General features: G+C 45.9%; 33 protein-coding genes. 9 read left to right on the top strand and 24 right to left on the bottom strand.

Going from position 1 to position 25,252, the window contains the following annotated elements; genetic code table 11:
- The first annotated feature begins 6 nt into the window (after positions 1–6).
- Positions 7–375 carry a hypothetical protein gene (locus G9F48_RS14425; RefSeq protein WP_102422256.1) on the top strand — a complete coding sequence of 123 codons (369 nt, stop codon included), beginning with the start codon at positions 7–9 and terminating at the stop codon, positions 373–375.
- A gap of 39 nt (positions 376–414) precedes the next feature.
- On the opposite strand, the gene G9F48_RS14420 is transcribed toward G9F48_RS14425, so the two are convergent.
- Positions 415–756 carry a winged helix-turn-helix transcriptional regulator gene (locus tag G9F48_RS14420; protein WP_003153729.1) on the bottom strand — a complete coding sequence of 114 codons (342 nt, stop codon included), beginning with the start codon at positions 754–756 and terminating at the stop codon, positions 415–417.
- 129 nt (positions 757–885) lie between these two features.
- Here G9F48_RS14420 and G9F48_RS14415 point away from each other — a divergent pair, with 129 nt between their 5' ends.
- A complete protein-coding gene (locus G9F48_RS14415) occupies positions 886–1,494 on the top strand; it encodes a nitroreductase family protein (protein WP_031379019.1) in 609 nt (202 codons plus the stop codon).
- Between the two features lie 43 nt (positions 1,495–1,537).
- On the opposite strand, the gene G9F48_RS14410 is transcribed toward G9F48_RS14415, so the two are convergent.
- Together G9F48_RS14410 and G9F48_RS14405 are read right to left on the bottom strand one after the other, a co-directional pair.
- A complete protein-coding gene (locus G9F48_RS14410) occupies positions 1,538–2,140 on the bottom strand; it encodes an alpha/beta hydrolase (RefSeq protein WP_031306620.1) in 603 nt (200 codons plus the stop codon).
- Between the two features lie 2 nt (positions 2,141–2,142).
- Positions 2,143–3,066 (bottom strand): ring-cleaving dioxygenase, encoded by a 924-nt coding sequence (locus tag G9F48_RS14405; protein WP_003153719.1) that lies wholly within the window; start codon positions 3,064–3,066, stop codon positions 2,143–2,145.
- A gap of 185 nt (positions 3,067–3,251) precedes the next feature.
- On the opposite strand from G9F48_RS14405, the gene G9F48_RS14400 reads away from it, so the two are divergent.
- A complete protein-coding gene (locus tag G9F48_RS14400; protein WP_003153716.1) occupies positions 3,252–3,452 on the top strand; it encodes a DUF3311 domain-containing protein in 201 nt (66 codons plus the stop codon).
- Entirely contained in the window at positions 3,452–4,942 is a 1,491-nt protein-coding gene (locus G9F48_RS14395; protein ID WP_165409662.1) for a sodium:solute symporter family protein, read from the top strand. The genes G9F48_RS14400 and G9F48_RS14395 overlap by 1 nt, the downstream gene beginning before the upstream one ends.
- Before the next feature lie 35 nt (positions 4,943–4,977).
- On the opposite strand, the gene G9F48_RS14390 is transcribed toward G9F48_RS14395, so the two are convergent.
- Positions 4,978–6,456, bottom strand: a complete 1,479-nt coding sequence (locus tag G9F48_RS14390) for a glycoside hydrolase family 30 protein (RefSeq protein WP_165409661.1) — start codon at positions 6,454–6,456, stop codon at positions 4,978–4,980.
- A 147-nt stretch (positions 6,457–6,603) separates the two neighbouring features.
- A complete protein-coding gene (gene bglA, locus G9F48_RS14385) occupies positions 6,604–8,046 on the bottom strand; it encodes a 6-phospho-beta-glucosidase BglA (protein ID WP_165409660.1) in 1,443 nt (480 codons plus the stop codon).
- 249 nt (positions 8,047–8,295) lie between these two features.
- On the opposite strand from bglA, the gene G9F48_RS14380 reads away from it, so the two are divergent.
- Entirely contained in the window at positions 8,296–9,021 is a 726-nt protein-coding gene (locus G9F48_RS14380; protein WP_071391727.1) for a GntR family transcriptional regulator, read from the top strand.
- Between the two features lie 60 nt (positions 9,022–9,081).
- Here the strand turns inward: G9F48_RS14380 and ctpA are convergent, their stop codons facing one another.
- On the bottom strand, positions 9,082–10,485 hold the full coding sequence (ctpA, locus tag G9F48_RS14375; protein WP_015388098.1) for a carboxy-terminal processing protease CtpA: 1,404 nt from the start codon (positions 10,483–10,485) through the stop codon (positions 9,082–9,084).
- Positions 10,486–10,631: 146 nt separating this feature from the next.
- Between ctpA and G9F48_RS14370 the strand changes: the two genes are divergently transcribed.
- Both G9F48_RS14370 and G9F48_RS14365 read left to right on the top strand, forming a co-directional pair.
- Positions 10,632–11,333, top strand: coding sequence for a class I SAM-dependent methyltransferase (locus G9F48_RS14370; RefSeq protein ID WP_032857922.1), 702 nt, complete (start codon positions 10,632–10,634; stop codon positions 11,331–11,333).
- 92 nt (positions 11,334–11,425) lie between these two features.
- On the top strand, positions 11,426–11,680 hold the full coding sequence (locus tag G9F48_RS14365) for a hypothetical protein (protein WP_003153704.1): 255 nt from the start codon (positions 11,426–11,428) through the stop codon (positions 11,678–11,680).
- Positions 11,681–11,723: 43 nt separating this feature from the next.
- On the opposite strand, the gene G9F48_RS14360 is transcribed toward G9F48_RS14365, so the two are convergent.
- Both G9F48_RS14360 and deoD read right to left on the bottom strand, forming a co-directional pair.
- Positions 11,724–12,542: a M15 family metallopeptidase gene (locus G9F48_RS14360; protein ID WP_165409659.1), complete on the bottom strand. Its 819-nt coding sequence runs from the start codon at positions 12,540–12,542 to the stop codon at positions 11,724–11,726.
- 83 nt (positions 12,543–12,625) lie between these two features.
- Entirely contained in the window at positions 12,626–13,324 is a 699-nt protein-coding gene (deoD, locus tag G9F48_RS14355) for a purine-nucleoside phosphorylase (protein WP_003153702.1), read from the bottom strand.
- A gap of 135 nt (positions 13,325–13,459) precedes the next feature.
- On the opposite strand from deoD, the gene G9F48_RS14350 reads away from it, so the two are divergent.
- Entirely contained in the window at positions 13,460–13,585 is a 126-nt protein-coding gene (locus G9F48_RS14350) for a hypothetical protein (protein ID WP_003153701.1), read from the top strand.
- Between the two features lie 54 nt (positions 13,586–13,639).
- On the opposite strand, the gene G9F48_RS14345 is transcribed toward G9F48_RS14350, so the two are convergent.
- From G9F48_RS14345 to G9F48_RS14335, 3 genes are all read right to left on the bottom strand, one after another.
- Positions 13,640–13,960: a YodL domain-containing protein gene (locus G9F48_RS14345; RefSeq protein ID WP_003153700.1), complete on the bottom strand. Its 321-nt coding sequence runs from the start codon at positions 13,958–13,960 to the stop codon at positions 13,640–13,642.
- 59 nt (positions 13,961–14,019) lie between these two features.
- Positions 14,020–14,631, bottom strand: coding sequence for a phosphatase PAP2 family protein (locus G9F48_RS14340; RefSeq protein ID WP_077722470.1), 612 nt, complete (start codon positions 14,629–14,631; stop codon positions 14,020–14,022).
- A 73-nt stretch (positions 14,632–14,704) separates the two neighbouring features.
- The gene (locus G9F48_RS14335) at positions 14,705–14,878 is read right to left on the bottom strand and encodes a YozD family protein (protein WP_003153696.1); all 174 of its coding nucleotides are present in this window, start codon (positions 14,876–14,878) and stop codon (positions 14,705–14,707) included.
- A gap of 116 nt (positions 14,879–14,994) precedes the next feature.
- Here G9F48_RS14335 and G9F48_RS14330 point away from each other — a divergent pair, with 116 nt between their 5' ends.
- Entirely contained in the window at positions 14,995–15,138 is a 144-nt protein-coding gene (locus tag G9F48_RS14330) for a hypothetical protein (RefSeq protein WP_012117771.1), read from the top strand.
- Here the strand turns inward: G9F48_RS14330 and G9F48_RS14325 are convergent.
- From G9F48_RS14325 to G9F48_RS14265, 13 genes are all read right to left on the bottom strand, one after another.
- Positions 15,135–15,815 carry a hypothetical protein gene (locus tag G9F48_RS14325; RefSeq protein WP_003153690.1) on the bottom strand — a complete coding sequence of 227 codons (681 nt, stop codon included), beginning with the start codon at positions 15,813–15,815 and terminating at the stop codon, positions 15,135–15,137. The two genes, G9F48_RS14330 and G9F48_RS14325, sit on opposite strands and share 4 nt — an antisense overlap.
- Positions 15,816–15,956: 141 nt before the next feature.
- Positions 15,957–16,319, bottom strand: coding sequence for a glyoxalase (locus G9F48_RS14320; protein ID WP_238785827.1), 363 nt, complete (start codon positions 16,317–16,319; stop codon positions 15,957–15,959).
- Positions 16,320–16,570: 251 nt separating this feature from the next.
- Positions 16,571–16,795, bottom strand: a complete 225-nt coding sequence (locus tag G9F48_RS14315) for a YozE family protein (protein WP_003153684.1) — start codon at positions 16,793–16,795, stop codon at positions 16,571–16,573.
- Positions 16,796–16,869: 74 nt separating this feature from the next.
- On the bottom strand, positions 16,870–17,148 hold the full coding sequence (locus G9F48_RS14310; protein WP_053573288.1) for a YokU family protein: 279 nt from the start codon (positions 17,146–17,148) through the stop codon (positions 16,870–16,872).
- Positions 17,145–18,566: a lysine 2,3-aminomutase gene (kamA, locus tag G9F48_RS14305; protein WP_101562175.1), complete on the bottom strand. Its 1,422-nt coding sequence runs from the start codon at positions 18,564–18,566 to the stop codon at positions 17,145–17,147. Before kamA ends, G9F48_RS14310 begins: the two co-directional genes overlap by 4 nt.
- Positions 18,563–19,435 carry a putative beta-lysine N-acetyltransferase gene (gene ablB / locus G9F48_RS14300; protein WP_165409658.1) on the bottom strand — a complete coding sequence of 291 codons (873 nt, stop codon included), beginning with the start codon at positions 19,433–19,435 and terminating at the stop codon, positions 18,563–18,565. The genes kamA and ablB overlap by 4 nt, the downstream gene beginning before the upstream one ends.
- A complete protein-coding gene (locus G9F48_RS14295; RefSeq protein ID WP_446697971.1) occupies positions 19,398–20,699 on the bottom strand; it encodes a peptidase in 1,302 nt (433 codons plus the stop codon). Before G9F48_RS14295 ends, ablB begins: the two co-directional genes overlap by 38 nt.
- Positions 20,671–21,366 carry a 3-oxoacid CoA-transferase subunit B gene (locus G9F48_RS14290; RefSeq protein ID WP_025852465.1) on the bottom strand — a complete coding sequence of 232 codons (696 nt, stop codon included), beginning with the start codon at positions 21,364–21,366 and terminating at the stop codon, positions 20,671–20,673. The genes G9F48_RS14295 and G9F48_RS14290 overlap by 29 nt, the downstream gene beginning before the upstream one ends.
- Positions 21,351–22,040 (bottom strand): CoA transferase subunit A, encoded by a 690-nt coding sequence (locus tag G9F48_RS14285; protein WP_012117777.1) that lies wholly within the window; start codon positions 22,038–22,040, stop codon positions 21,351–21,353. The genes G9F48_RS14290 and G9F48_RS14285 overlap by 16 nt, the downstream gene beginning before the upstream one ends.
- Before the next feature lie 6 nt (positions 22,041–22,046).
- Positions 22,047–23,378, bottom strand: a complete 1,332-nt coding sequence (locus tag G9F48_RS14280; protein ID WP_156734895.1) for an aspartate aminotransferase family protein — start codon at positions 23,376–23,378, stop codon at positions 22,047–22,049.
- A gap of 267 nt (positions 23,379–23,645) precedes the next feature.
- Complete coding sequence (locus tag G9F48_RS14275; protein ID WP_165409657.1) at positions 23,646–24,092, bottom strand: AraC family transcriptional regulator; 447 nt, start codon at positions 24,090–24,092, stop codon at positions 23,646–23,648.
- Between the two features lie 137 nt (positions 24,093–24,229).
- Positions 24,230–24,376, bottom strand: coding sequence for a YjcZ family sporulation protein (locus G9F48_RS14270; protein ID WP_014418145.1), 147 nt, complete (start codon positions 24,374–24,376; stop codon positions 24,230–24,232).
- 78 nt (positions 24,377–24,454) lie between these two features.
- Complete coding sequence (locus G9F48_RS14265; RefSeq protein WP_063636667.1) at positions 24,455–25,234, bottom strand: GNAT family N-acetyltransferase; 780 nt, start codon at positions 25,232–25,234, stop codon at positions 24,455–24,457.
- Positions 25,235–25,252: the final 18 nt, after the last annotated feature.

The raw sequence follows: 25,252 nt of genomic DNA, 5'->3' as shown, positions 1-25,252 counted from the left end.
GGATGTATGTTGGTTAGTGAGTTGTATCCTTGTTTGATATGCGGATTTAAAGGATTAGAGACAAATCCCGTTTATAACGGCGAATATCAAAAAACATTTGATATTTGCCCCTGCTGCGGGTTTGAATTCGGCTACAGTGAGGACCATGACGTAAGCTTAGGGTTTATTGTAACGCCTGATCATTTAATTGAAGCGGCATTTCAGTTATACCGGAAACAGTGGATTGAGGGAGGAATGAAACTATTTTCTCCAAACGATGTTCCGGCGGAATGTAAAAATGATCATTTCCTTACATTCGATGCTTTATTAAAGCAATTAAAAGGCTTGAACCTCAATCTGAACAATTTTGATATTAATGGTTTTTATGACGATTAAACATTATCATTAAGAAAAGGCTGCCTTGGGCAGCCTTTATTATTCATCACATGTGTCGTTCGCAGATCCCCCGGGCTCGCAAAAACTGTCTGCCCATTTTTGCATTTCCTGAAAAACGGCTTGCAGGGCCATGCCTTTATCAGTCAGTTTATAAATGACTTTGACAGGTGTTTCAGGCAGCACCTGACGCTCGACGATTTCATTTTGTTCCAGCTCTTTGAGCCGCTCCGCGAGCATTTTTTGGCTGATTGTCGGTATCGTTTCGGTCATATCTTTAAATCGTTTCGGCCCGTCCATCAGTACATGGATAATGAGGCCGTTCCAGCGCTTTCCCAAAAGAGAAAAAGCGGATTCCATTTTAGGACACATTGTATATCCCACGTGAGTTCATCCCTTCATCTATGAATTGACAAGTTTTTTGTGATCCATTAAAATTAGTTTTCGAGTTACATTTAGTAAGCTTCTAACTTTTCTATTATGATAACACGTTTATCCGAAGGAGGAAACATGATGACATCCGTATTAGACGTTTTAAAGGAACGCGCATCTGTTAAAGAATACGATAAAGACGCGGTCATTACAAAAGAGGAATTGACAGAACTCCTTGAAATCACAACGCAAGCGCCTTCCGCCTGGAACCTTCAGCATTGGCATTTTCAAGTCTTTCACAGTGATGAAGCAAAAGCTGCCCTGCTTCCGGTTGCTTTTAATCAAAAACAGATTATTGATTCATCAGCAGTTATTGCCGTATTAGGCGACTTAAAAGCAAATGAAAATGGTGAAGAAGTTTATGCTGAACTGGCTGAGCAAGGCAATATCACAGAAGAGATTAAACAAACGCTTTTAGGCCAGATTAACGGTGCATACCAAAATGATCAGTTTGCCCGCGATTCAGCATTTTTAAACGCTTCTTTAGCAGCGATGCAGCTGATGCTTGCCGCTAAAGCAAAAGGCTACGACACTTGCGCGATCGGCGGATTCAATAAAGAGCAATTCGTTAAAGAATTCGACGTGAGTGAGCGTTTCGTGCCCGTCATGCTGATTTCAATCGGTAAAGCCGTTAAGCCGGCGCATAAAAGCAACCGGCTGCCTGTATCTAAAGTGTCAACTTGGCTGTAAGATGAAAGAAACCCTTAGTCCGCTTAAGCAGACTAAGGGTTTTTTATAGGAATCGCTCACTGTACCAGGCTCGTGCCTGCTCGGCTTCCTGCTGTGTGAGCTGATGACCGCCCTCCTGCCATTCAAGAGCAACCGATGCATGAGCATCTGTCAGATACTGATAAAGCTCCTCCGATTCTTCTTTTGTACATAGGGGATCGCGTTTTCCCGCACCGATAAACACAGGCAGCCCTTCCATATCAGGCAGCTTCACTCCGCGTATCGGCACCATCGGATGATGCAGAACCGCTCCTTTCAATACATCTTTATAATGAAACAAAAGACTTGCTGCAATATTGGCGCCGTTTGAATAGCCGGCAGCAATCACGTTTTCTCTGCTGAACCCGTACATTTGCGCCGCTTCATCAATAAAATTCTTTAATTCTTCCGTCCGTTCAATTAAATCTTTCTCGTCAAATACGCCTTCTTTCAGCCGCTTAAAAAAACGGGGCATGCCGTTTTCCGACACTGATCCTCTGACCCCCAGCAGACTTGCGTTCGGATCGATAAAACGTCCGAGCGACAGAAGATCATGTTCATTTCCTCCCGTTCCGTGCAAAAGCAGCAGAACATTTTCTGACGTTCCCTGTTCAAACACATGTTTCATCATCATTCTCCTTTCTCCATTTTGGGCAGAACAGCTGTAATCTGACTGCGATGCTCTTCCAGCCATTCCGGAAGCTTCAGCTCTGTTCCGAGATTTTCAAAAGATTCATCCGTCATAAAGCCCGGTTCATCGGTTGCCATTTCAAATAAAATGCCGCCGCTTTCTCTGAAATAGATTGAAGTAAAGTATGACCTGTCAAGAATGTCAGATGAAGCAAGATGAGAATCAGCAAGAATGTCCTTCCACTCCGCCTGCTCTTTTTCGCTCGTGCGGAAAGCGACATGATGAACTGTCCCGTAACCGCCGGCACCTGCTTCTTTCGGCGCAAGGTCAACATCTATAATATGTCCGATCCGTGCCTCCGATTGCAGCCTGACAATCTGATTTTCTTCTCCTGTCTTTGAATAACCGAAGCGTTCTATGAGAAATTGAATGGTTGCTTCAGGACGGTACGAGTACAGAAGAACACCTCTCATGCCTGTGATCGCTTCTTTTTCAGTAATGCCCGAAGGAGTCCATTCACTCTGTCCGCTTCTTTCATCTTCCATTATGGCAAGCGGCAGGTCTTCTGTATCATTAAAGAGAAGGACTTGTTCAGACAGCATGATCTGTTCTTTTACAGACAAGCCGTTTTCTTCAAGCCGGCGCTTCCAAAACGCGAGTGCTCCTTTCGGCACGGAGAAATAGATTCTTCCGGCCTGCCCTTTTCCCACGGTTCCCGGGCGGCTTCCCTGAAAAGGAAAAAATGTAATGATCGTGCCCGGCTCTCCGTTTTGGTTGCCGAAATAAAAGTGATAAGTGGCCGGGTCGTCAAAATTAACGGTTTTTTTAACGAGCCGCAAACCCAGCACTTCAGTATAAAACCTAAGATTTTCAGCAGGATCTTTTGCAAATGCGGTAACATGGTGCAATCCTTGTGTATTCAATGTATTCACTCCTAAATATCTTGAGTTCGAGATATTAACTATTCTAATTTAATATGAATGAAGATGCAACTAAAGTGTTTCAGTTAAAAAAGTAATAGAATTCTTTTTTTTCTGAAAAATATCTTGTGATCTTATCTGACACCTGCTATGATAAGGAGCATTATCAAGTTTCAGGAGGAAAGTAAATGGTCAGAAAAGCACTAATTTTCGTTCTCATCTTAATCCCTTTCAGCCAGCTGGCCCTGCTGTCAGTCGCTAATCGGGTTCATCCGATCATTATCGGGCTGCCTTTTTTTCATTTCTGGCTGCTTTTATGGATCGCAGTCACTCCATTATGTTCGTTTCTTATTTATAGGCTGCAGAAGAAACAAGGAGGACTGGACTGATGCCCGCAAATATAACAGCATTGATCATTACAGCCGTCATCGTTTTAACCGTTGTCTGTATCGGCTTTATAGCCGGAAGAGACAAATCATCACGTACTTCTGTTGAGGAATGGTCTGTCGGCGGCAGACGGTTCGGGGGGCTCCTCGTCTGGTTTTTAGTCGGCGCGGATCTCTATACGGCTTATACGTTTTTAGGCTTAACAAGCACCGCCTACACAGGGGGAAGCGTAGCTTTTTTTGCAATTCCGTATTCTGTTTTGGCGTATTTTATTGCTTATTTCTTTCTGCCGAAGCTGTGGAAAGTGGCAAAAATCCATAAATTAACGACGCTTGCCGATTACGCCCGTGAGCGTTTTGACAGTAAACTTTTGGCCAGTCTTGTCGCCATTGTCGGCGTTCTTATGCTCATTCCTTATATTTGTCTCCAGCTGAGCGGGATTCAAGATACGCTTCAGGTGGCCGGAACGGGTGTCATTAATGTCAATATGGTCGTCATCATCTCTTTTATTCTTGTAGCGCTGTATACTTTTTTCAGCGGAATTAAAGGGCCGACGTTTACGGCGATTATTAAAGACATTCTGGTGTGGGTGATTATGCTGTTTATGGTCGTCTCACTTCCGCTGATCCATTTTCACGGCTGGACGCCGATGATTCACACTTTGGCTGAAAAAGCGCCGCAAATGCTGACGATTCCGGACTCGGGGCCGAAAGGAATTCCTTGGTTTATCACAGCTTCCATCGTATCTGCGCTGGCGCTCTTTATGTGGGCGCATGCGGCAACCGGCGTATTTACGGCAAAAAGCGCAGATGCCGTCCGCAAAAACAGCATGTTTCTGCCGCTTTATAATATTGTTTTGATTCTTGTTATTTTTCTCGGCTTTATCGCGTTTCTTGTCCTTCCGGAAGATACCAATCCGCGGCTCGCTTTATTGAAGCTGATTCAAACGTCTTACGGCGGAGTCGCACAGGGATTTGCTTACTCCACGATCGCCCTTGCGTCATTGATTCCCTGCTCTATCATGGCCATCGGAGCATCAAACTTATTTGCGAATAACTTATATCGGGATTTGATTCACCCGAATGTGTCACCAAGCAAGCTGACGATGATCACCCGTTCAATGGTATTTGTCGTCATCGGGCTCGCGCTTTTATTCGGTATGCTGTTCCCGACTGCGCTCGTTACCCTTCAGCTTCTCGGTGTTTCCGGCATGGTTCAGATCTTTCCGGCTATCGCCGTCAGTCTGTTTTGGAAGAATCAAACGAAAGAAGCGACAATTATCGGTCTTCTCGTCGGTCTTCTCGTGACATTCACGGTAAATATCACCCAATCCGCCCACGGTATATATGAAGGGTTTTGGGGTTTGACCGCTAACATGGCAGCCGTTATTATCCTTAACCCGTTTTTTGTAAAAAAAGCGTCTTCAAACGCTGTCAAAGACGGTTTATTCAATAAAGCGCCTACTGATAAACTGAACCAAAAAGGCGCTTAACAGAAAGAAGCCGGCACGTAAATGTGCCGGCTTTTTTACTTTTTGTGCTGCCATTTGTAGGTGGCGACGGTTTTAGCCGGGATGACGGCTTCAAACTGCCGATTTTCTGAAACGACATGGAATTTTTGTTCTGAAGATGTCTGGTTGATTACGACTGTCACAATGGATTGATCAGGATTAAGGAACGATACATTCGAGACTGTGTTTTTGGAGCCGTAATTACTTTCTATCCGCTTTGCTCCCCGGTCGATAAATTTTGAAAAGTTGCCTGTCATATGAAAGATCGGGATATTCCAATAGCGGTCAGGGTTTTTAGCATCCTGAATAAACAGCGTCGGGTCCGGGGTGCCTATCCAATGATGCGTCTTAATTTGACTGTCGAGCATCGTCACCCACGCATTGTAGCTCGACGCGCCGTTGCGGAAATACTGTGCGATCCGATCCGCCCCTGCCGTCCCCCAGACAGACCGCTCCGTTAAGTGAATAGATTGATCAGGATATCTCTTTCCGATTTCCGACATGACGGAAAGGTCACCGTCATAATCGTGAAAAGCGATGCCGTCTGCCGCCCGGTTTCCTTTTTTATCATCTAAAATCGGCGGAATATAGTTCCACGCCCCGCTCGCATTGTGATCATAAATCCAAATTTTCGTGTCAATTACGTGTTTTTTCATTTCTTTTTTTAAGGCCAGTGCCAGTTTGCGCTGCTGAGACGGCGGCATGTACATGCTCGGATAGTCGATTTCCAGCAAAGGTTCATTTTGAAGGGTCATCGCATAAATCGGAATTCCCTGCTTTTCGTACGCCTCAATAAATTTGCGGAAGTAAACGGCCAGTGCACCGATATATTTATCTTTCAGCTTTCCCCGCTTGAGGTTTTCATTCGTTTTCATCCAAGCCGGCGGGCTCCATGGTGAGGCAATGATTTTCAGTTCCGGATTTATCGCCAGCGCTTCCTTGATGGTTGCTGTAATGTGTAAATCAATATCCTTTTGGATCGAGAAATGACGGAGCTTAGGATCTGTTTGGCCTTCAGGCATATCGTCATACGTATAAAATTCCTGTGCCGTAAAATCAGATGTCCCGATCGTTATGCGCATAACGTCCATGCCGATACCATCTTTGGGATCAACCAATTTTTTCAGCACTTCTTTTCTTTTTGCGGGTGTCATTTTTGATAAATTATGGATTGTGGATTCTTCCAGGGACGATCCTACGCCTAACACACTTTGATAGCGGCGCGACGGATCAATATACACGGTGGCGGAGTCAGAAGCCTTCTTTTTTGTCCATGTAAGCGGTGTTTGTTCGTCTAAGGCGTATTTCACTTCCAGCGGCCCGTCATACCACGTACGGGAAGCCGGATCTTTTTCAGAACTGAACCACACCCTTACTTTGTTTTTGTCTGAAGCCTTCCGATCAGCAGCATACACTTCGGTTTGCATGCTGCTTGATATGAAAAAGAAAAACATAAGAAAAACCAGGGTCATGTGCAGACTTTTTTTAAAAAACATGAACCACCATCCCTTTCCTTATTTTTATAAGCGATTCTAAATGAAAAGCCGGACAGTCACCTCCTTCCCGCTCAAATGAATACGCTTTCAAAACCACTGATAAAGAGCCGGCTTCACACAACGGTGAAGCCTTCCCTTTTTACACCTTTAGGATACATATGCGCCGTTTGTTTCAATCACTTTTTTATACCATTCAAATGAGTCTTTCTTAAGCCGCCTCATTGAACCGTTGCCTTCATTATCCCGATCAACATAAATCATGCCGTAGCGTTTTTTCATTTCTCCGGTTGTAAATGACACGATATCAATAATTCCCCATGGGGTATAGCCCATTACATCCACGCCATCATATGTGACTGCTTTTTCCAAAGCTTTTATATGTGACGATAAATATTCAATTCTTGAAGCGTCATGAATTGAACCGTCCTCTTCTAATGTGTCAATGGCGCCGAATCCGTTTTCCACGATAAATAATGGAATCTGGTAGCGGTCGTATAAGCGGTTTAATGTGTACCGTAAACCGGTCGGGTCAATCGCCCAGCCCCAATCACTCGCTGTAATATAAGGATTTTCCACGCCGTTTGGCAATCCTCCGTTTACGACATCCCCGGTATTATCGTTTATCACGTCACTTTTTACGGTAGTGGACATGTAATAGCTGAATCCGAGGTAGTCCACTCGGCCGTTTTTCAAAATCTCTTCATCACCGTCTTCAAAGTGTATCTGATAGCCTTCTCTTTCAAATTCTTTTAACGCATAGCTTGGATAATATCCGCGAACCTGGACGTCCGGGAAGAAAAAGCGCTGTCTCATCGTTTCTTCAGCCAGCATCACATCATCGGGGTGAGATGAGTATGGGTAAATCGGGACATGTGATACCATCGCGCCGATCCTGAACTCGGGATTGATTTCTCTTCCCTTCGAAACAGCCAATGCGCTTGCCAGCAGTTCGTGATGGCCGGCCTGATACATGACTTCTTTTGCGTTTTCGTTTTCTTTGACGGCGACGCCCGAGTTCGTCCATAAAAAGATCGGATTATTCACATCCATCTTATTATTGATTTCGTTAAACGTCATCCAATATTTCACCTTATGTTTATAGCGTTCAAAACACACTTCAGCGAATTTCACAAAAAACCCGACTGTTTTTCTGTTTCTGAAACCGCCGTATTCCCTCGCCAAATGCAGCGGCATCTCAAAATGTGACAGCGTGATTACCGGTTCAATCCCATGTTTCAGCAATTCATCAAACACCCGGTCGTAAAAAGCCAACCCTTCCTCATTAGGCTCGGCTTCATCACCTTTAGGAAAAATTCTGCTCCAGCCGATGGACGTTCTTAAACATTTCAGGCCCAGCTCGCTGAATAATGCGATGTCCTCTTTATAACGATGATAAAAATCGATCGCTTCATGATTCGGATAAAATTCCCGCTCTTCAATTGTATCTGTTATTTTCCGGGGCACACCATGCGCGCCTGCCGTCATGACGTCCACTACACTCGGCCCCTTGCCGCCTTTATTCCATCCCCCTTCAAATTGGTGGGCGGCCAGAGCGCCTCCCCATAAAAAATCTTTTGGCAATGTCCCCATCGTTTATATCCTCCTTTATTTGACTGCCGCTTGCATGCCGAATAAATGCACTGCAGCAGCTTCAACCATCAACTTCGCAAGTGTAGAAGAATTCCTGCCTTCATTTTCATATTATACGTTTACATTATAATTGTACCGGTATAATTTATCAATACATAAACAATTATAGTTAATTTACGAAATGGCTTTTAAAAACGATTATGCTATAATTCTGAAAGAAGCGGGACAATAAATGAATGAGGAATGTATATGTTAAAATACCAGCAAATTGCGTTAGATATTGAAAAATACATAGAAGAACATCAGCTGCAGCAAGGGGATAAACTGCCTGTGCTGCAAACCTTAATGACCCGGTTTAACGTGAGCAAAAGCACGATCACCAAGTCCTTAGATTTATTAGAAAAAAAGGGGATTGTGTTTCAAGTGAGGGGAAGCGGCATTTTTGTCAGACGGAATAAAAGAAAAGGGTATATCAGCCTGCTTTCTAATCAGGGATTTAAAGAATCACTTGAAGATTTTAATGTCACTTCCAAATTATTAGCGCTTGAAGTGAGAAAACCCACGCCTGAGGCTGCCCAAAATCTGAATATGCCGCCTGACGGCGACGTGTATTATGTCAAGCGAATCCGATATATTGACGGGCTGACATTGTGTATCGAAGAGTCATTTTACAACAAATCGATTATTACGTATTTGAATAAAGAGATCGTGGCAGAATCAATATTTGATTATATTAGAGAAGGTCTCGGGTTAAAGCGCGGTTTTTCAGATTTATATCTGTACGCGGGGATGTTAAATGAGGAAGAAGCGGAGTACTTAGGTCTGTTTACAGGAGCGCCTAAGCTTTGCGTTGAAACGATTTTTCATTTAACCAACGGCCAGCCGTTTGACTTCTCAAAAGTCACCTATCACTATGAGCAATCACAGTTTTTCATTCAGGCGAACAGCCACCTTTTTGAACAGGAAACGACATAAGGCGGGCTTTTCGCAAACAAAAAACACCCCATGCGCGAGCGACGCATCGGGTGTTTTTTACTATTTCATATTCTTATTTAATGTTTCAACGGCTTTTTTCATTTGTGTATCGTTATCCGCAAGCTGTTTTTGCAGATCCGTCATCAGTTTTGCCGTTGTGTCTCCCGTTAAAATACCTGTTTGTTTCAGTTTCTCTTTTGCTTGGAATTGTTTGACTGCTTGTTCAAATGCTTTATCATATGTGCCGTTTACATTCACGCTGTACCCCAGCGCTTTCAGCATTTTTTGCGCATTGGTGACAGTCGTTCCGGAATCCCCGTATTTGTATGTTTTTTTCGCATCTAAATACGGCAGGTTCGCATATTCAGGAAGCTTAACCTGATATTGCGGTTTGATTCCTTTTTTATGAATCCACTCTCCGTCCGCTGTCAGCCATTTTGCGATTGTCAGTTTAACGGTAGAACCGTCGCTGTAATCTTTTGCCGTCTGCACGGTTCCTTTTCCGAACGTTTTCTCGCCGATCAGCGGAATTCCGGATGATTCATGCAGCGCAGCCGACATGATTTCCGCGGCGCTCGCGGTGCCGTCATTGACGAGGACGACTGTCGGTTTTGTCACTTTGCGCTCTTTCGTCGCTTTCATGACCTCTTTCGTGCCGTCTTTGTATTCGACCTGCATGATATTTTTCCCTTTATCGATAAACATGTTGCTCATTTTGATAGCTTCATCCATCAGGCCGCCCGGGTTGCCCCTTAAATCAAGAATGTATCCTTTCGCTCCTTGTTTTTCGAGGCTGTCAATGGCTGAATTCAGCTCTTTTGCCGTCGATTCAGAGAAGGATGTGATTTGGATTTCGCCGATGTCTCCTTTTTTCATTTCAGAGTACACCGTTTCAACCGGGATGGTGTCACGTTTGATCGACAGGTTCAGATCGCCGACACCCGCTCTGTGCAGCACAAGCTTGACGTTTGTTCCCTTTTTGCCGCGGATTAATGCGACGGCTTCGTTTACATTAAGGCCTTTAACGCTTTTGCCGTTGACCTTCAAGATCTGGTCATTCGGTTTAACCCCCGCTTTTTCCGCGGGTGACCCTTTAATCGGCGATACGATCAGGATGCTGCCGTCCTTTTCTTCCACTTGTGCGCCGATGCCTTCAAACGAAGCGGAAATTGTTTCTTCAAACGACTTTCCTTCCTGAGGATCCATATAAGAAGAATACGGATCATCCAGGGAACTGATCATGCCTTTTATCGCTCCGTCCACTAATTTGCTGTCATCTGTTTTTTGATAGTAATCACTTTTAATCTGCTCATAGGCTTTATTGAATTTCTCAAATTTGCTGTTCGTCAAAGCAGCCGAGCCTTGTCCGAAAATGGTCGTATTGCCCGTGATAAACAGCGTAAGCGCCGAGGCTGCGACCGCAGTGATCAATATAATAAAAAACAGTTTAAATTGCCGCTTCAAGAAAACACCACCTTTTTATTCTTACATTATTATCATAGACGAACGCTCATTCGTCAACTTCAAACGTGAGGCGCCCTTCTTTCCCATTTACCCAAACCTATGCTTTTCTCTCAACATATGCTGAGGAAAAAAGGAGGATTCGGCCTTTGAGCAAATATTTAGAAATGCTGTCCTTATTCGGAGTCGGAGGGGCTCACCCGGGCGGGCTCGCTTTTTCCAAAGCCGTTCTCACAAAAGCGGCTCCTCCTCCTGGCGAACCGATTCTTGACGCCGGCTGCGGAACGGGACAGACGGCCGCTTATCTCGGCCACCTGCTGTATCCCGTCACCTGTGTGGATAAGGATCCCCTTATGCTTGAAAAAGCAGCAAAACGATTTGCCGCTGAAGGCTTAACCATTCCAGGCTATTTGGCGGAGCTTGAGCGGCTTCCGTTTGCTGAAAATCAATTTTCCGCCGTTCTTTCCGAATCAGTTCTCACCTTTTCAAATCTTGATTCATCGCTGTCTGAAATCCTGCGGGTCCTTAAACCCGGGGGCATGCTGATCGGCATTGAAGCTGCTTTACAAAAGCCCATGCCGGAAAACGCCATCACGCAGATAAAAGACTTCTACGGTTTTACCGTATTGCAGGATGAAACGGCATGGAAACAGAGATTGCTTCAGCAAGGCTTTCAGAAAGCGGATTTCATTCCCGCTGTCTGTGAAAACAATGCGCAGGAGCCGACTACAGAAATGGATTTATCGCCCGTTATTCAGCCGGTTCACTACGATACGCTGACGGCTCATTACGAGCTTATGCAGACGTACCGTGAATATATGGGACACTGCGCTTTTGTCGCTTACAAGTAAAACGGCAATTGTCCTCCTGTTTTCGTCCAACCTTTTTACCGCACTCTATCATAAGCTGACATAGAAAGATAGGTTGGATAGGAGGAGAAAAGATGCAAAACTATTATCATCTTTGCCGGCAGCACCAAGGAAAAGTAGCAAGAATTACAGAACGAAACGGCAGAGTCCACGTCGGAAGAATCGTACGGGTGACTAACAGCAAAGTGTATATCACCCCTGTCGGCGGCCGTCACAGAGGGTACGGATTCGGTTATTGGGGAGGAGGCTGGGGAGGCTGGGGAGCAGCCTACGGTATCGGCCTTGGTTTCATTACCGGATTTGCGCTTGGAGGTCTGCTCTTCTGGTAATAAAGAAAGCCCGCTTTCTATTTTTCAAGCGGGCTTCTTCTCATTACACTTTCTTTACTTCATTAAAATATTCTTCAAGCGTTAATTGATGGTCATGGATGGCTTTTGCCGCTTTTTTGCCTACATAGCGTAAATGCCATGGTTCATACTCATACTTTGTAACATTTTCTTTGCCTTTAGGATAGCGGATGATAAAGCCGTATTCATACGCATGGTCTTTCACCCATTTGCCGTCCGCCGTGTTTCCGAACGCTTCATTCAGCTCATATCCGTTGCTTTTGCTGGAAATGTCCATGGCAAGCCCCGTCTGGTGTTCGCTTTGCCCCGGATATGCGACGGCTTCTTTCGCCTTTTTTTCACCTTTCAGACTGACTTCATTATCGAAAATAACTTTCTGTCTGTCATAAGAGCGGTATCCTGAAACGGCAACCAGGTCATAACCTTCTTTTTTCCCGGCGCTGAATAGTTCCGCCAAAGCATCGGCGACAGGTTTGCGGATATATCGTTTCTCGATTTTCTCAGTAAAAGAAAATTCGACTTTCGGGATCACGAGATCATTCGGTTTATAATCTCCCGGCAGCGTATATGTCTTATTTACGAGCGCAAGTGTATTTGTCGGGTTTTGAATGGTCTCAAGCCCGTTCACTTCTTTAATATCATTAAAATATTTGCTCTCCAATACAAAATCGCTGTTTTCTGTCTTCGTTGTTTTTTTGCTTGATGTGTCATCTGATTGTTTTGTTTCAGCTGCTGTTTTTGTGTCCTTATGGCTGTCGCCGCCTGAAATGCTGCAGCCGGTGCCCACGATTGCGGTTACGCTGAGAGCGGCAGCGAGCGAGAACCATTTAGTGGATTTCTTCATTTTACCCTTACCTTTCTTTTTTTGAATCAGGGCGATGCATAAAGAAGAGGGCTGCTTTAATCAGCATAACCCTCATCTCAAGTTTACGATACAGTATGCAGCGCCAGTTTAATCATATCATGAAAAGTCGTTTGACGCTCTTCTGCCGTTGTTTCTTCTCCCGTTAATACGTGATCGCTTACAGTCAGGATAGACAGCGCTTTTTTGCCGTATTTAGCGGCAAGCGTATATAAAGCAGTCGTTTCCATCTCTACGCCGAGGACGCCGTATCTGGCAAGCTTTTCGATTTGGGAGTCTTCATTGTAAAACTGATCGGCGGTGAAGACGCTTCCGACCGCTACGGGAAGATTGTTTTTTTGCGCTTCCTGGTACGCTTTATGAAGCAGTTCGAAGTCTGCGCAAGGAGCATAATCTACACTGCCGAAGGCGACACGGTTCATCTGTGAATCCGTTGAAGACGTCATCGCCAAAATCACGTCACGCACCTTCACGTCATTACGGATGGCTCCGCATGAGCCGACTCTGATTAAGTTTTGAACATCATAGCTTTGAATCAGTTCATTCACATAAATAGAGATAGACGGAACACCCATGCCGGTGCCTTGGACTGATACTTTTTTGCCGTTATATGTACCCGTAAATCCGTACATTCCTCTGACTTCATTATAGCATTCCACATTTTCAAGATACGTTTCCGCAATAAATTTCGCTCGGAGCGGATCTCCCGGCAAAAGCACTGTATCCGCAATTTGGCCTTTTTCTGCGTTTATATGTACACTCATTTCCTTTTCCTCCTGCCTATTCAAACTCCCACCCATTGTACACTGAATAACGGTAAGAGACAATCATCAGCATGATCAGGGTGATCTTGGGCAGAATATGCGGGATGACAGCCTAAAGAAAAAGGAGTGAACATAATGGGCAAAAAACAGCGCAACCGGGTGACCGGCCAGAAAAAGAACAATCACGTACCCGTTTCAGACGTCATTGCAGCTGATGAAGCGCATGGAAAAGAGCATTCCGCCGCTAAACGGAAGCCTTAACACTGTCTTTCCCAGACAATACGGAAGCCGGCTGAATCTTCAGCCGGCCCCGTCTTACCTCGGCTGGACGAGCAGCCGGTTAATTTTGCTCCATCCCGCAGGGTTAAGCCTGTAATAGGTCTTTCCTTTTCTTCCTTCGTCTATGAGTATGACGTCTCCGGTCGCTATGAATCTGGCTTGATAGTCGTTTGGGACCGTATCAGGCACATTAAAAACAGAAAATGCCCTTTCCAGTGCGTCTTGATGATTGTCAGCGGCCAGCTCTGTCCGATAGACGACCCTGTATCCCTTTTTCTCGCCGTAGCGGGGTGTTTGAAAAATCGTCACATCATAGGCACAAGTCTTTTTTTTAAACACGGGCAGCGATAACAGCATCAAGATCCCTCCCTCTTATTTCTTAATAGTATTAGCGTTTTTTCTCATTTTTCCTGTCTCTATTTTTGTCGAAACGGATGATACTTTTCGTCAAAGAGCGCAAAAAGCGAAACGAGGCAAAGTCCGAGACTGAATCCGGCAAGGACATCCGTCGGAAAATGCGCGCCCAAATAAATTCTGCTGAATCCGATCAGAATGACGAGAACTCCGGTAAAGACGGTGACGGCCCTCTTTCTTTTCGTGAAAAACGGAACATGCTTGATCAAAAAGTAAGCGATGACGGGATACATCACTGCCGAATTCATGGAGTGGCCGCTCGGAAAACTGTATGAGGTTTCATGGACGAGCGGTTCAAAAGCGGGTCTGGCTCTTTCAATCAATTCTTTTATTTTTATGTTTACAATCCGTTCAATGAGAAAGAGAAGCGGCAAAAAAACAACATCCGGCGTTTTTTTGTACATATACAGAGCTGCGCCTGTCAAAAGAAGAAGCGGCAAAAGCACCGCGGTCGTGCCGAGCTCCGTTATCCATAACATCAATTCATTCAGCCAGACAGACCTGATCCTGACAGCCGCTTCTATCACACGCTCATCAAAAGCCCGGACGGCTTCTATCCGGATCGCTGCTGCGAGCAGAATAAACAATGTGAAAAGACTTGCTGGCTTGTACAACGTTTTCCCCCCATGTTTCATTCTCCCGAGCTGATTGAAAAAACCGAAGCTTTTTCACTTCGGTTCCGCAGTTTCAGTCTTCATCAAGCTCTTCGTCTATCATACATTTTTCTAATAAATAATCAAAGGTGATGTCGGCTATTTCGAAGATTTCCTCTTCACTCGGTATGTACCCGCGCATAGCAAGCTGACTGTAAAAATAATCAGCTATTTCTTCTGTGTCAATCACAAGATCTATTTCTTTCATGCAAACACCGCCTCCTTTTTTATGTTTTATGAAAAAACCGTTCAAATTATACCCGAAAGTTCTAAACGTTTTGTCCGCTCATATACTTTTAAAAACAAGCCCCGGAGGGAGAAAAGATGATGACGAAAATGATGGCTTTATTGGACGGAGATGGATTTGATATCGTATTGGAAAAAGTGCTGAAAGGAATGTCGTTTGTCATCTTTGCCGGCTGTCTGCCCTGGTTTTTATATGTCACCGTCCGTTTTTTTGCCGGCTAGCTGAAATGCTCCCGCAGGCTTTCCAGCACAAAATTCATCATATCTTTATATTCTTCGTCACCGAACAAATGATAAAGAATCTTATAATCGTTATAAATATCAAGCAGCTCATCTACAATCGATACCGCCAGCACATGCAGGGCATCGGGATCATCAGCATCGCCTTCAAACTGAAGAAGAGCAGACGCGACGGTATCCTCGCCGATCTCATGAGATGCTTCCCCAACATAGTGGACAAACAGCAGCTGATGCACAAACTGATCCATTTCATATTTTCTCAGAACCAGCGTGAGATCCTCTTCCTCCGTTTCAAGCCACTCTCCGTCTTTCAGCCGAGTCAGCTCATAAATAATATCCTCCCAGCCATCCTCTAAATATCTCCATATTTCAGTTCTGTGACCGATAACTCGGAATAATTCCTTTCCGTAGTCCTTTACATATACGACATCGCCGATCAGAAATTCATATTCAATATCTAATTTTTCCATATCGACGATCACGCCCTCATAATCTTTATAAAGCTGGATGGACGATTCAAAATAAAGCACTTCATTATGATTGACTTCATAAAGATAATGTTTATCAATTTGATGAACCTTCGTAATGGTGCCGACGGTTCCGTACATCACGACGACCACGATGTCTCCCACTTGAAATTTCGGTTTATCTGGCTTCATGCTGTCTCCCCCTTGCCGCGGACTGTCATACGCTATCGTATGCCGGCCGCCATCATTTCGCATGGGCATGAAAACCACAGGAAATATCTATTTCTGCACCTGTTCAAAATGTCAAAAACCGCAACATGCTTGTGCGTTTTTTCACTTACCGTAACAGAAGCGTCTGATGGCATTGCGCTCTCGAGCGAATGAGCAGTAACAATGACGAGACAAAAAGCGCCTGTTTTGAATGAGTTTTTGTTTATTTCTCCATGACGCAAAGATAAATACCCGGCCCGAAGGCATGTTGACAATATCATCGCCGTGATGTTCAAAATTTGCCGTGAAACACATCATCGAAGATGTATGGAGATCCAATTCCGGCTGCATATCTGCAATGGCTTGTTTATCATGAAGAACCAAACTCGTTTCGGCTTTCAATGAAGCCACAATTTCAATCCGCTTCAACCTTGTCACATAAAATTCCCTTTTCCGTCCAAACGTCAGTGCCTCACCATAGATCATTTGATTCCTCTCACTTCATTTAAATGTTTGATGATTTCTCCGTGAAAAGAGCTCCTTACACGGGACCCCTCCGGCAGCAGGCCTGATCCGGTGAACTCTGCAGCTATACATTCTGCTGACTTATGATCCGTGCCGTCAGGAAGATTTGTTTACGTGCTGATCAAAATGGAAGGCATTGGGGATTTGATCATACGGCACCTCATAAGCGAGTGATTTCAACAGAAAAAAACCGCACAATGTGCGGTTTTTCGTCAGGCGTGATGCACCTCGGTCTCATATTTTTCCCAAGCTTCATCAAATGTCGCCATCGTTTCTAAATAGTCGGCGCTCAGTTCTAAATAAGAACTGAGCTCGTGATAATCGCTTGACGTTTTCGGAAAGCCGTGATCTTCGTATGCCTGATTCGCAAACCGGCTGATTGCGTCCTGCGGTTTGGGATGCCTGTATTTCATCAAATAGTGATAAAAGGATTTCATGGGTTTCCCCTCCTGATGACTGTCTTTTGTTGTACTATTATACAATTCAAGTGTGAAATTACAACAAAAGAAGATTAGGAGAAGTCAAAATAATTCCGTTTCAAGATCCGTTCTGTCCCCATCAGCTCTTGATATGTGAGTGTTTCCGGTAATTTTTTTGCATTGACTAAAAAAAGCTGATTTTCGATTTCCGCTATGACCGCTTCCTCCTGATACGTCATGCCGCAGGAGGAACAGGCGAATGCGGGTGTTTCTGTAATTTCTATGGCCCTCGTACCGTCAGGAAGCTCCCAGTACACAGCCGCCTGACAAGCTGACGCCTTCTGATTGCCGCACCACTCGCATGGCTTCACGGCGATTCACCTCCGACTTCCGATCCTGCTTTTTGCTCTTTCTTTTGCTGTGCAATAAATTTCTTTTCTTTTAATTCATCTCTCTTTTCCCTCCGGTCTTTCAGCGTTTCATGATCAGGGTTTGATGTAAACGTTTTCCTCCTGTCAATCCTCGATACATTTTCCGGTGTGAACGAAACCTCTTTGTCCGCGAAAATGGCGCTCAGTCCGACCGGCTCGCGTTTGGCCATTGTTCCCGGAAAAACAGATTCAAAATAGTCATCGGCTTGATTCGGGATATAGTTTTCCGGCTCGGGATAAGATGTAATCACCCCTTCGAAGTTTCTGATCACTACTTTCTCCGGACTTTGGGAGAGCAAGTAGTTCGGCTGCAGGGCGATTTTACCGCCTCCGCCCGGGGCGTCGACGACAAAGGTCGGCACGGCAAAGCCCGTTGTGTGGCCTCTCAGTCCTTCAATGATTTCCAGCCCTTTTGACACAGGCGCTCTGAAATGGCCGATTCCCTCTGACAAATCACATTGATAAATATAGTACGGACGCACGCGGATTTTCACTAAATCATGCATGAGTTTTTTCATAATCGGCACCGAATCGTTAATGCCTGCTAAAATAACGGCCTGGTTACCGACCGGAACACCTGCGTTAACGAGCTTTTCACACGCCGCAACCGATTCTTCCGTCAGTTCGATGCTCGTATTAAAATGAGTGTTCAGCCAGACCGGATGATATTTTTTCAAAATCTGACAAAGGTTATCCGTTATCCGCTGCGGAAATACGACGGGCGCTCTCGTTCCGATCCTGATAATTTCAAGGTGGGGAATGTCACGCAGGTTTTTCAAAATATATTCCAGAATCTGATCGTTGATTAAAAGCCCGTCTCCGCCGGAAATCAGGCAGTCACGGATTTCCGGCGTTTCCCGGATGTACGCGATTGCCGCATCGAGCTGTTTTTTCGGCACCCCCATTCCGATCTGTCCGGAAAAACGCCTTCTGGTGCAGTATCGGCAATACATCGAGCATTGATTTGTCACCAGAAAAAGAACGCGGTCGGGATAGCGGTGCGTAAGACCGGGAACCGGTGAATCTTCATCTTCAAACAGCGGATCTTCAAGGTCATATTTCGTTTTGTGCATTTCTTCTGACAGCGGCACGGACTGCATGCGGATCGGACATCTCGGGTTATCGGGATCCATTAAAGAAGCATAATAAGGCGTAATGTTCAGGGGAATGGTTTTTACAGACATCCTGACGCCTTCTTCTTCCTCTTCGGTCAAATGAATGACTTTTTTCAGGTCATCGACGGTTCTTACAGTATGGGTGAGCTGCCACAGCCAATCATTCCACTTGTCTTCCGGCACATCTTTCCACAATTCAATCTCCTTCCAATGACGCTTCGGCTGAAACCATTGGTTTGTCAAACGAATTCCTCCTTATGAATGGCCAAACGTAAAGTCTTGCACCATATATTCATATTTTCGAGCCCTTCTGAAATGCGGCAGTTGTTCACAAGCCTGCCTCTGTAGCCGTATCCCGCATGATACAAAACGGCGTTCATCCCGTAAGACGCTGCACGGGCCAAGGAAAAAAGATGAATGATTCCCCGGCCAGCGAGTTCCTGCTCCAACGCTTTAAACAAGTGTGCCGTTACGGAGTTCCCCCTGTAACCTGACAGAACCGCGCAATCGGTCATTTCAGCGTGCCCCAATACCGGATTGATATCTGCGCTTGCCGCCCCAATGAGACGATCCTGATCGAATGCGGCATAATAGATGGTGTTTTCTTTCATTGTTTTTTTAATATAAAGGGGATTAAAGACAGGAGTCGGATAGGTAAGAAAAACATGTTTATATAAGTGCGATAAGCAGTCTGCATCATCTTCGTCCGCTTTTCTGAACATCAGCGTGCTTTCTGTTTGAGTCAGTCCCCGCCGCGGTGTCTCATATAAACAGTCAACAGTCGAATCTTCTGATACATATGAATCTGACCGTCTCCGTTCCTCTGATAAATAGCGCACCATCACAACAGCCTCATGCCCGTTGTAATACCCGTCTATGACACCCTCAACAATAAAAAGATGCTTGACAAATTCCGGCTCATCGCCGCGCTTGGCAAAGAAAATCACCTTTTGGGCTCCTTCTTGCTTTGCTTCTGCCAAAACGGCCGGTATAAGCGCCGTGATCTGTCCGTCATAACGAATGACTCTGAGCCGCTCATTGAAACGGTCTGCATCAATCTCGGCCGCTCCGCTTTCAGCCCTCAGTTCCTTTATCAGCTCCGTCACCCCCATCTGCGACCCCGCACCATTCCATGATAAAAAGAGAAATGATTTTGACGGCATCGATTAACGCCCGGACTTCAATGTATTCATTCGCCTGATGCGCCGCCTTGACTTCTCCCGGACCGAAGACGATGACCGGTGTCTGTCCCGCGTGCTGCAAAAGCCCTCCGTCCGTTCCCCACGGGGACGCTTCACGAACTGGTTTTGCCCCTTTCATTTTCTCAAAAGAAGATTCCAGAGCGGAAATCAGCGGATGCTCATCCGGGAGATCATTCGGAAGCCACTGAGCTCCAAACCATTCTATTTCCGCGGGGTGGTGTTTAAACCATTCATCCCGGTACTCCAAATCTTTCAGCCAGCTTGCCAGCTCTTCTTTTACTGCTTCGGGCGTTTCATCCGGCGCTATTCCGCACCTGCCTTCTATCACCACACGGTCAGCTACCGATGATGGCCACGTTCCCCCTTGGACGGTGCCGATATTAATGGGAACCGGAATCGGAATGTCCCGATAAAGCGGGTCTGTGATACGGGCGTTGCGGACGTGTTCAAGCTCTTTAAGGGCTGTGATGACATGCAGGCTTTTTTCAATGGCGCTCACCCCTTCATAGCGGGTGCCGCCGTGTGCGGACAATCCTCTTACCGTAATGCGGAACCACATGGATCCTTGCTGCTTAACAAACAGCTTTAAATTAGTCGGTTCGGGAATAAGCGCCCCGTCAGCCTTGTAGCCCCTCATAACAGCCGCCAGTGTTCCCGCGCCGCCGCACTCTTCATCTACGACACTTTGAAACAGAACATCTCCTTTTAACGTAATCCCGCAGGCTTCAAGCGCTTCTAACGCAAACAAGAGGGCTGTATTGCCGCCTTTCATATCCGTTGAACCGCGTCCGTAAACTTTGCCGTCCTTTTCAACAGCTGTAAACGGTTCATACGTCCATGCGGCGGGATTTCCTTCCGGGACAACATCAATATGTCCGTTCAGTATCAGTGATCTTCCGCCCCCGGCCCCTTTCTTTACGGCTGTGATATTCGGGCTTTCATGGAAGTCTTCGCGTTCCGATACAAAATAAGGATGCTCTTTCAATTGTTTGACACTCGGCTCCCAGACATCAATATCCATGTCAAACTGTCTCAGTTTTTCTAAAACGACTGCCTGTGCGTTAAATTCATGGCCGAACGTGCTTTTTTCCCCGATCAGCCGTTTCAGCAGGCTTACCGCTTTTGCTGTGTTTTCTTCCGCCCACTCAGTGACTTTCTTTTCTAATTGATCCATGGACAGACCCCCTTTTAAGAAAACATTCTCCCAATCTGATTTCGGCATCCGTTGTTTGAATGACATCGTCTATGGTCGTGCCATTCAGCAGTTCCTCAAGAACAAAAGCTCCCTCATCTATGCTGATGACGGCTTTCTCTGTAATGATGAGATCTGCACAGCCCGCTGCTGTAAGCGGCAATGAACAGCTTTCGACCAGCTTCGGCCGGCCTTTCTGATCGGTGTGGCTCATGACGACAACCACTTTTTTCGCGCCTTGGGCAAGCTCCATCGCCCCGCCCATTCCGGGCACTTTTTTCCCCGGCACGAGCCAATTGGCGAGATCACCTGTCCTGCTGACTTGGAGCGCGCCTAAAATGGTAATATCTATCAGCCCTTTTCTGATCATGGCAAAAGACAGAGCTGAATCAAAATAGGAAGCACCCTTAACTGTACTGACAGGAAATCCGGCCGCATTGCATAAAAGCTCATCCTCCTCTCCGCGCTCCGGACTACCGCCGATCCCGAGGACGCCGTTTTCCGCCTGCAGCATTACCTCCATGCCGGCCGGCAGAAAGTTCGGCACTAAAGAAGGAATGCCGATCCCCAGGTTGACAATCATACCTGAGGTAATTTCACTGGCGGCCCGCCTCGCGATACTCTCTCTTTCCGCTATTCCCAAGCCCATCTCCACTTCACTCCTTCACTTTGCACGACACCCTCTACGAAAACGCCCGGCGTTACAATATGCTCGCTGTCAAGTTCGCCGGCAGGCACAATCTCTGCCGCCTCAGCAAATGTTCTTTCGGCCGCAGCAGCCATCAGCGGGTTCATGTTGCGCGCCGTTTTGTCAAACGTCAGATTCCCGAATTCATCAGCAGTATGTGCGGACACAAAAGCGAAATCAGCCGTCAACGCTTTTTCAACTAAATAGGACTTTCCGTCAATCGTTACGGTTTCTTTGTTTTCACAAACGGTTGCGTTATCAATGCCGATATCAGTTAAAATACCGCCTAGCCCCGCTCCTCCTGCGCGAATCCGTTCAGCAAGCGTCCCTTGCGGCGAAAATTCCACCTCAAGCGCTCCGTCAGTCATTTGTCTGCCCGCGACAGGATTTGAGCCGATATGGGAAGCGATCAGCCTTTTCACCCGCTTATGAACGATAAGCGGGCCGATGCCGATTTCAGGAAATCCGGCATCATTGCAGATGACGGTCAGCTCTTTAACGCCGCTCTCCAAAATCGCTTCGATTAATGACGGAGGTGAACCCACTCCCCCAAAACCGCCGAACATGATGACAGATTCGTCCTTGACATCGGCAATTGCTTCATGAATATCGATTTTTTTATGAAAAATAGACATATCAGCTCAATCCTTCTTCATCATTTTTTCAGCTTCTTCTGCGGACTGGGAAAATAGATTCGACAGCTCATCCAGCTCAGCATATGAAATCGTGAATGGCGGGGCGATGATGACGGCGTCTCCTTCTCCGCTGTCTATACCGGGCTTTGCTGGGTAAATAAGCAGGCCCCGTTTTTTTGCCGCTTTAATGATTTTTTCGGTGAAGGCCTGTTTTTTCGAAAAAACGTCCTTCGTCGTTTTATCCTTAACGAATTCAACCCCGATCAGGAGGCCTTTACCGCGGACATCCCCGATCACCCCGCTGCGGTCTTTGATTTCTTCTAATTTCCGCTTCAGCATTACGCCTTTTTCCTCTGACTGCCGAAGCAGCTCGTGTTTCTTGACATAGCGAAGCACTTCAAGCGCCGCTCTTGCACAGTATGGGTTGGCACTGTACGTATGTCCGCTCATAATGACCCCGGAGCCCCGCTTGATCGTTTCAATGATGTCATCAGACGCAACAGCTGCCGCAATCGGAGCGTAACCGGCGCCTAACCCTTTTCCGAGCACCGCGATATCAGGGGCGATCCCCCAATGCTCAGAAGCAAGCATCCGCCCTGTTCTCCCGAGCCCCGTCATGACTTCATCTGCAATAAACAAAATACCGTGCCTGCGGCAGACAACCTCAAGCGCTTCATAATAACCTGCCGGCGGAGTGATGGCCGCCCCGGCTGCTCCGACAATCGGCTCTGCGACAAAACCCGCGATAAATGAGGAACCGATCCGCTGAACAGCCGTTTCCAGTTCAGCCGCCGCAGCTTTCACAAATTCCTCTCCCTGCAGCTCTGAACGATACATATTAGGCGCTGAAACGGCCGGAAACCGTTCAAGCAGCTGGGTGAAGCGGTATCTCCGTTCGTAGAACCCCGATAATGAAAGCGCTCCCAAAGTAATGCCGTGGTAACTGCCCCATCTTGATAGAAAGACGGATTTTTGGTATTGCCCTTTTTCCTGCCAATATTGAACGGCTATTTTCATCGCTGTTTCGACTGCCTCTGAGCCGCTGTTTACAAAAAATGACCAATTCAGCCCGCCCGGCAGATGATCGGCCAGAAATAAAGCCAGTTCTTCTGCCGGAGTACTGGTGAATTGCGAGCGATACACAAACGAAACAGAGTCAAGCTGCTCTTTTAAAGCTTGTATAATATCCTCCGTGCCGTGACCGATATTGCAAGTGACCGCCCCCGATGCTCCGTCAAGATACTTGTTCCCCTCCTGATCATACACATATGATCCCTTTCCATGACTGACTGACGGATAATTTGCGTCAAGCTCCGGTTTGATTAAATAGCTCCCCATATCTTTCCACCTCGAAAACCCATTTGCTTCATTGTATGAACAGATGAATAACCGCATTCTTTCCTTCAAAAAGTTTTTTGCAGAAAATACCTTTCTGTAAAACAGGCTGCCGGAGATGTCCCGACAGCCTGAAGAGCGTTCTGGAAATTCTATTACTACTGTTGATTTTATTCTTTCTTCGGTTCTGCTATTTATCTGCTCAGCTCATCATCACATCATTTTTGATCTGAATCAGTATAAGCAGAAGGCGGAAAATTCCCGTCTTCTTTACTGTATGGGAATCAATATTTCACACAAATGATGATTCACCTTTTGGAAAGTATACCTTTCGATAATGGGCTGTTCTCTGATTGATAAATTTTTTTTTTCGATCTCAGAAAAAACAGTGTTCCAAAATCCGCTGACTGCCTCTTTTGTATGATCAAGCAAGAAAACAGCGTACTTCCCTCCGGAAAATGTACCGATCCGGGCTGGTTCAGGCACATGGTCTTGATTGGTAACAAGACAAACATCATAGCGGCATTTCTCTTTAGGAATACGATTCGGATGATTTTGCGGAATTCCTAAAATGACAGAATGATCAAGCAGGCCATTCAATTGCGCCCAGTTTTTAAATGACTCCATCAGTTCTTTGTTTTGCTTTCCGCCATACTCTCCGACGTTTCGGAAATAAGCAATTCCGGATTCGGGTAATTCTTCAATCGTTATGTTCACATTTTCTCCCCCTTCTCCAGAAAGGCAATATGTATTAAAATGTTTTTCAAGCTGATTTTTCAGCATGGAAATAACAAAAAGCCTGCAGAAAGTGATGTTCTCTGCAGGCTGATTTTCATTATAGGATTTTTTTCAGTCTAACAAATAAAAGCCGCACCGACGATGATTAATAAAATAAACAATACAACGATCAGCACAAAAGTGCTGGTTCCGCCTCCGCAGCCGCCGTGCCCGTAACCATAGCCAAAACTGCCGCAACCGTAGCCATATCCGTATCCGTACATACGCAAATCATCCTTTCTTCTTACGATATACGGCATTGTATGCGGGCCAACTCCCAATTGGTTTATGCGAATGCCCAACTATGTAAGAAAATAATGAAAAATTGTATGCACGCGCCGAAATCTTTTGAAACCGAGTTTTTCATAAAAGCGGTTTACACCGTCCATCCCGGACGTCACAAGGTATACGGTTTCCATGCCGTTCAGCTTTGCCGCCGCCATCAGCTCATTCATCAATATCGATCCGTAGCCTTTTCGTTGGAATTGATCCAGAATTGCGACTTCTTCTATTTTTGCGGTTTTATCTGCTTTGTTGATGAAAAGCTCTCCGCAGCCGATCGGAATCGTTTGCGAGGCGTCGCTGTAGCACACGACAAGCATAACCGTTCCGTCCTTATACAAAGGATATTTCCGCTCAAGCTTTTGTTCGGCCGCCGCCTCGCCAATGTAAAGGGCATCATAGATGTTCATAATAGACGACCCGTCGGCGAGGCTTTTTTCCGTCCCCCAAGCAGTGAGCGGGTGTCCTGCCTGCAGGTCCCCATTTGCCAGTTTCCTTGCAAAAAACAGCTCATCTTCCACTACGCAGCCCTGCTTTACCAGAGTTTGTTTCAGAAGAAGCGGAAATGCGTGCTCCGGAGACGCTTTCACATGAATATAATTGGCTTGAAGCATGCCCGGAACGGACGAAAAAAACGGCAGCAGTTTGTCTAACGGAAATGTACGGTGCAGCTGAACAAAGTTATGCGAAAAAATCTGCGGCAAAAAAGGGTCCGTATATACACTGAAATGCTCGAACCTCTGAATGCCGGAAGTAAGCTCTATATACTGCTTCTCGGTTTTATCAAATTGATCGGTCATAAAAGCTCTCCTTTTCCT

It is taken from the genome of Bacillus sp. EKM420B (assembly GCF_011065565.1).
In the GTDB taxonomy this organism is placed as follows: Bacteria; Bacillota; Bacilli; order Bacillales; family Bacillaceae; genus Bacillus; species Bacillus velezensis.
Note: the sequence above shows the minus strand (reverse complement) of the source record. Positions and strands in the feature narration are given on the sequence as shown.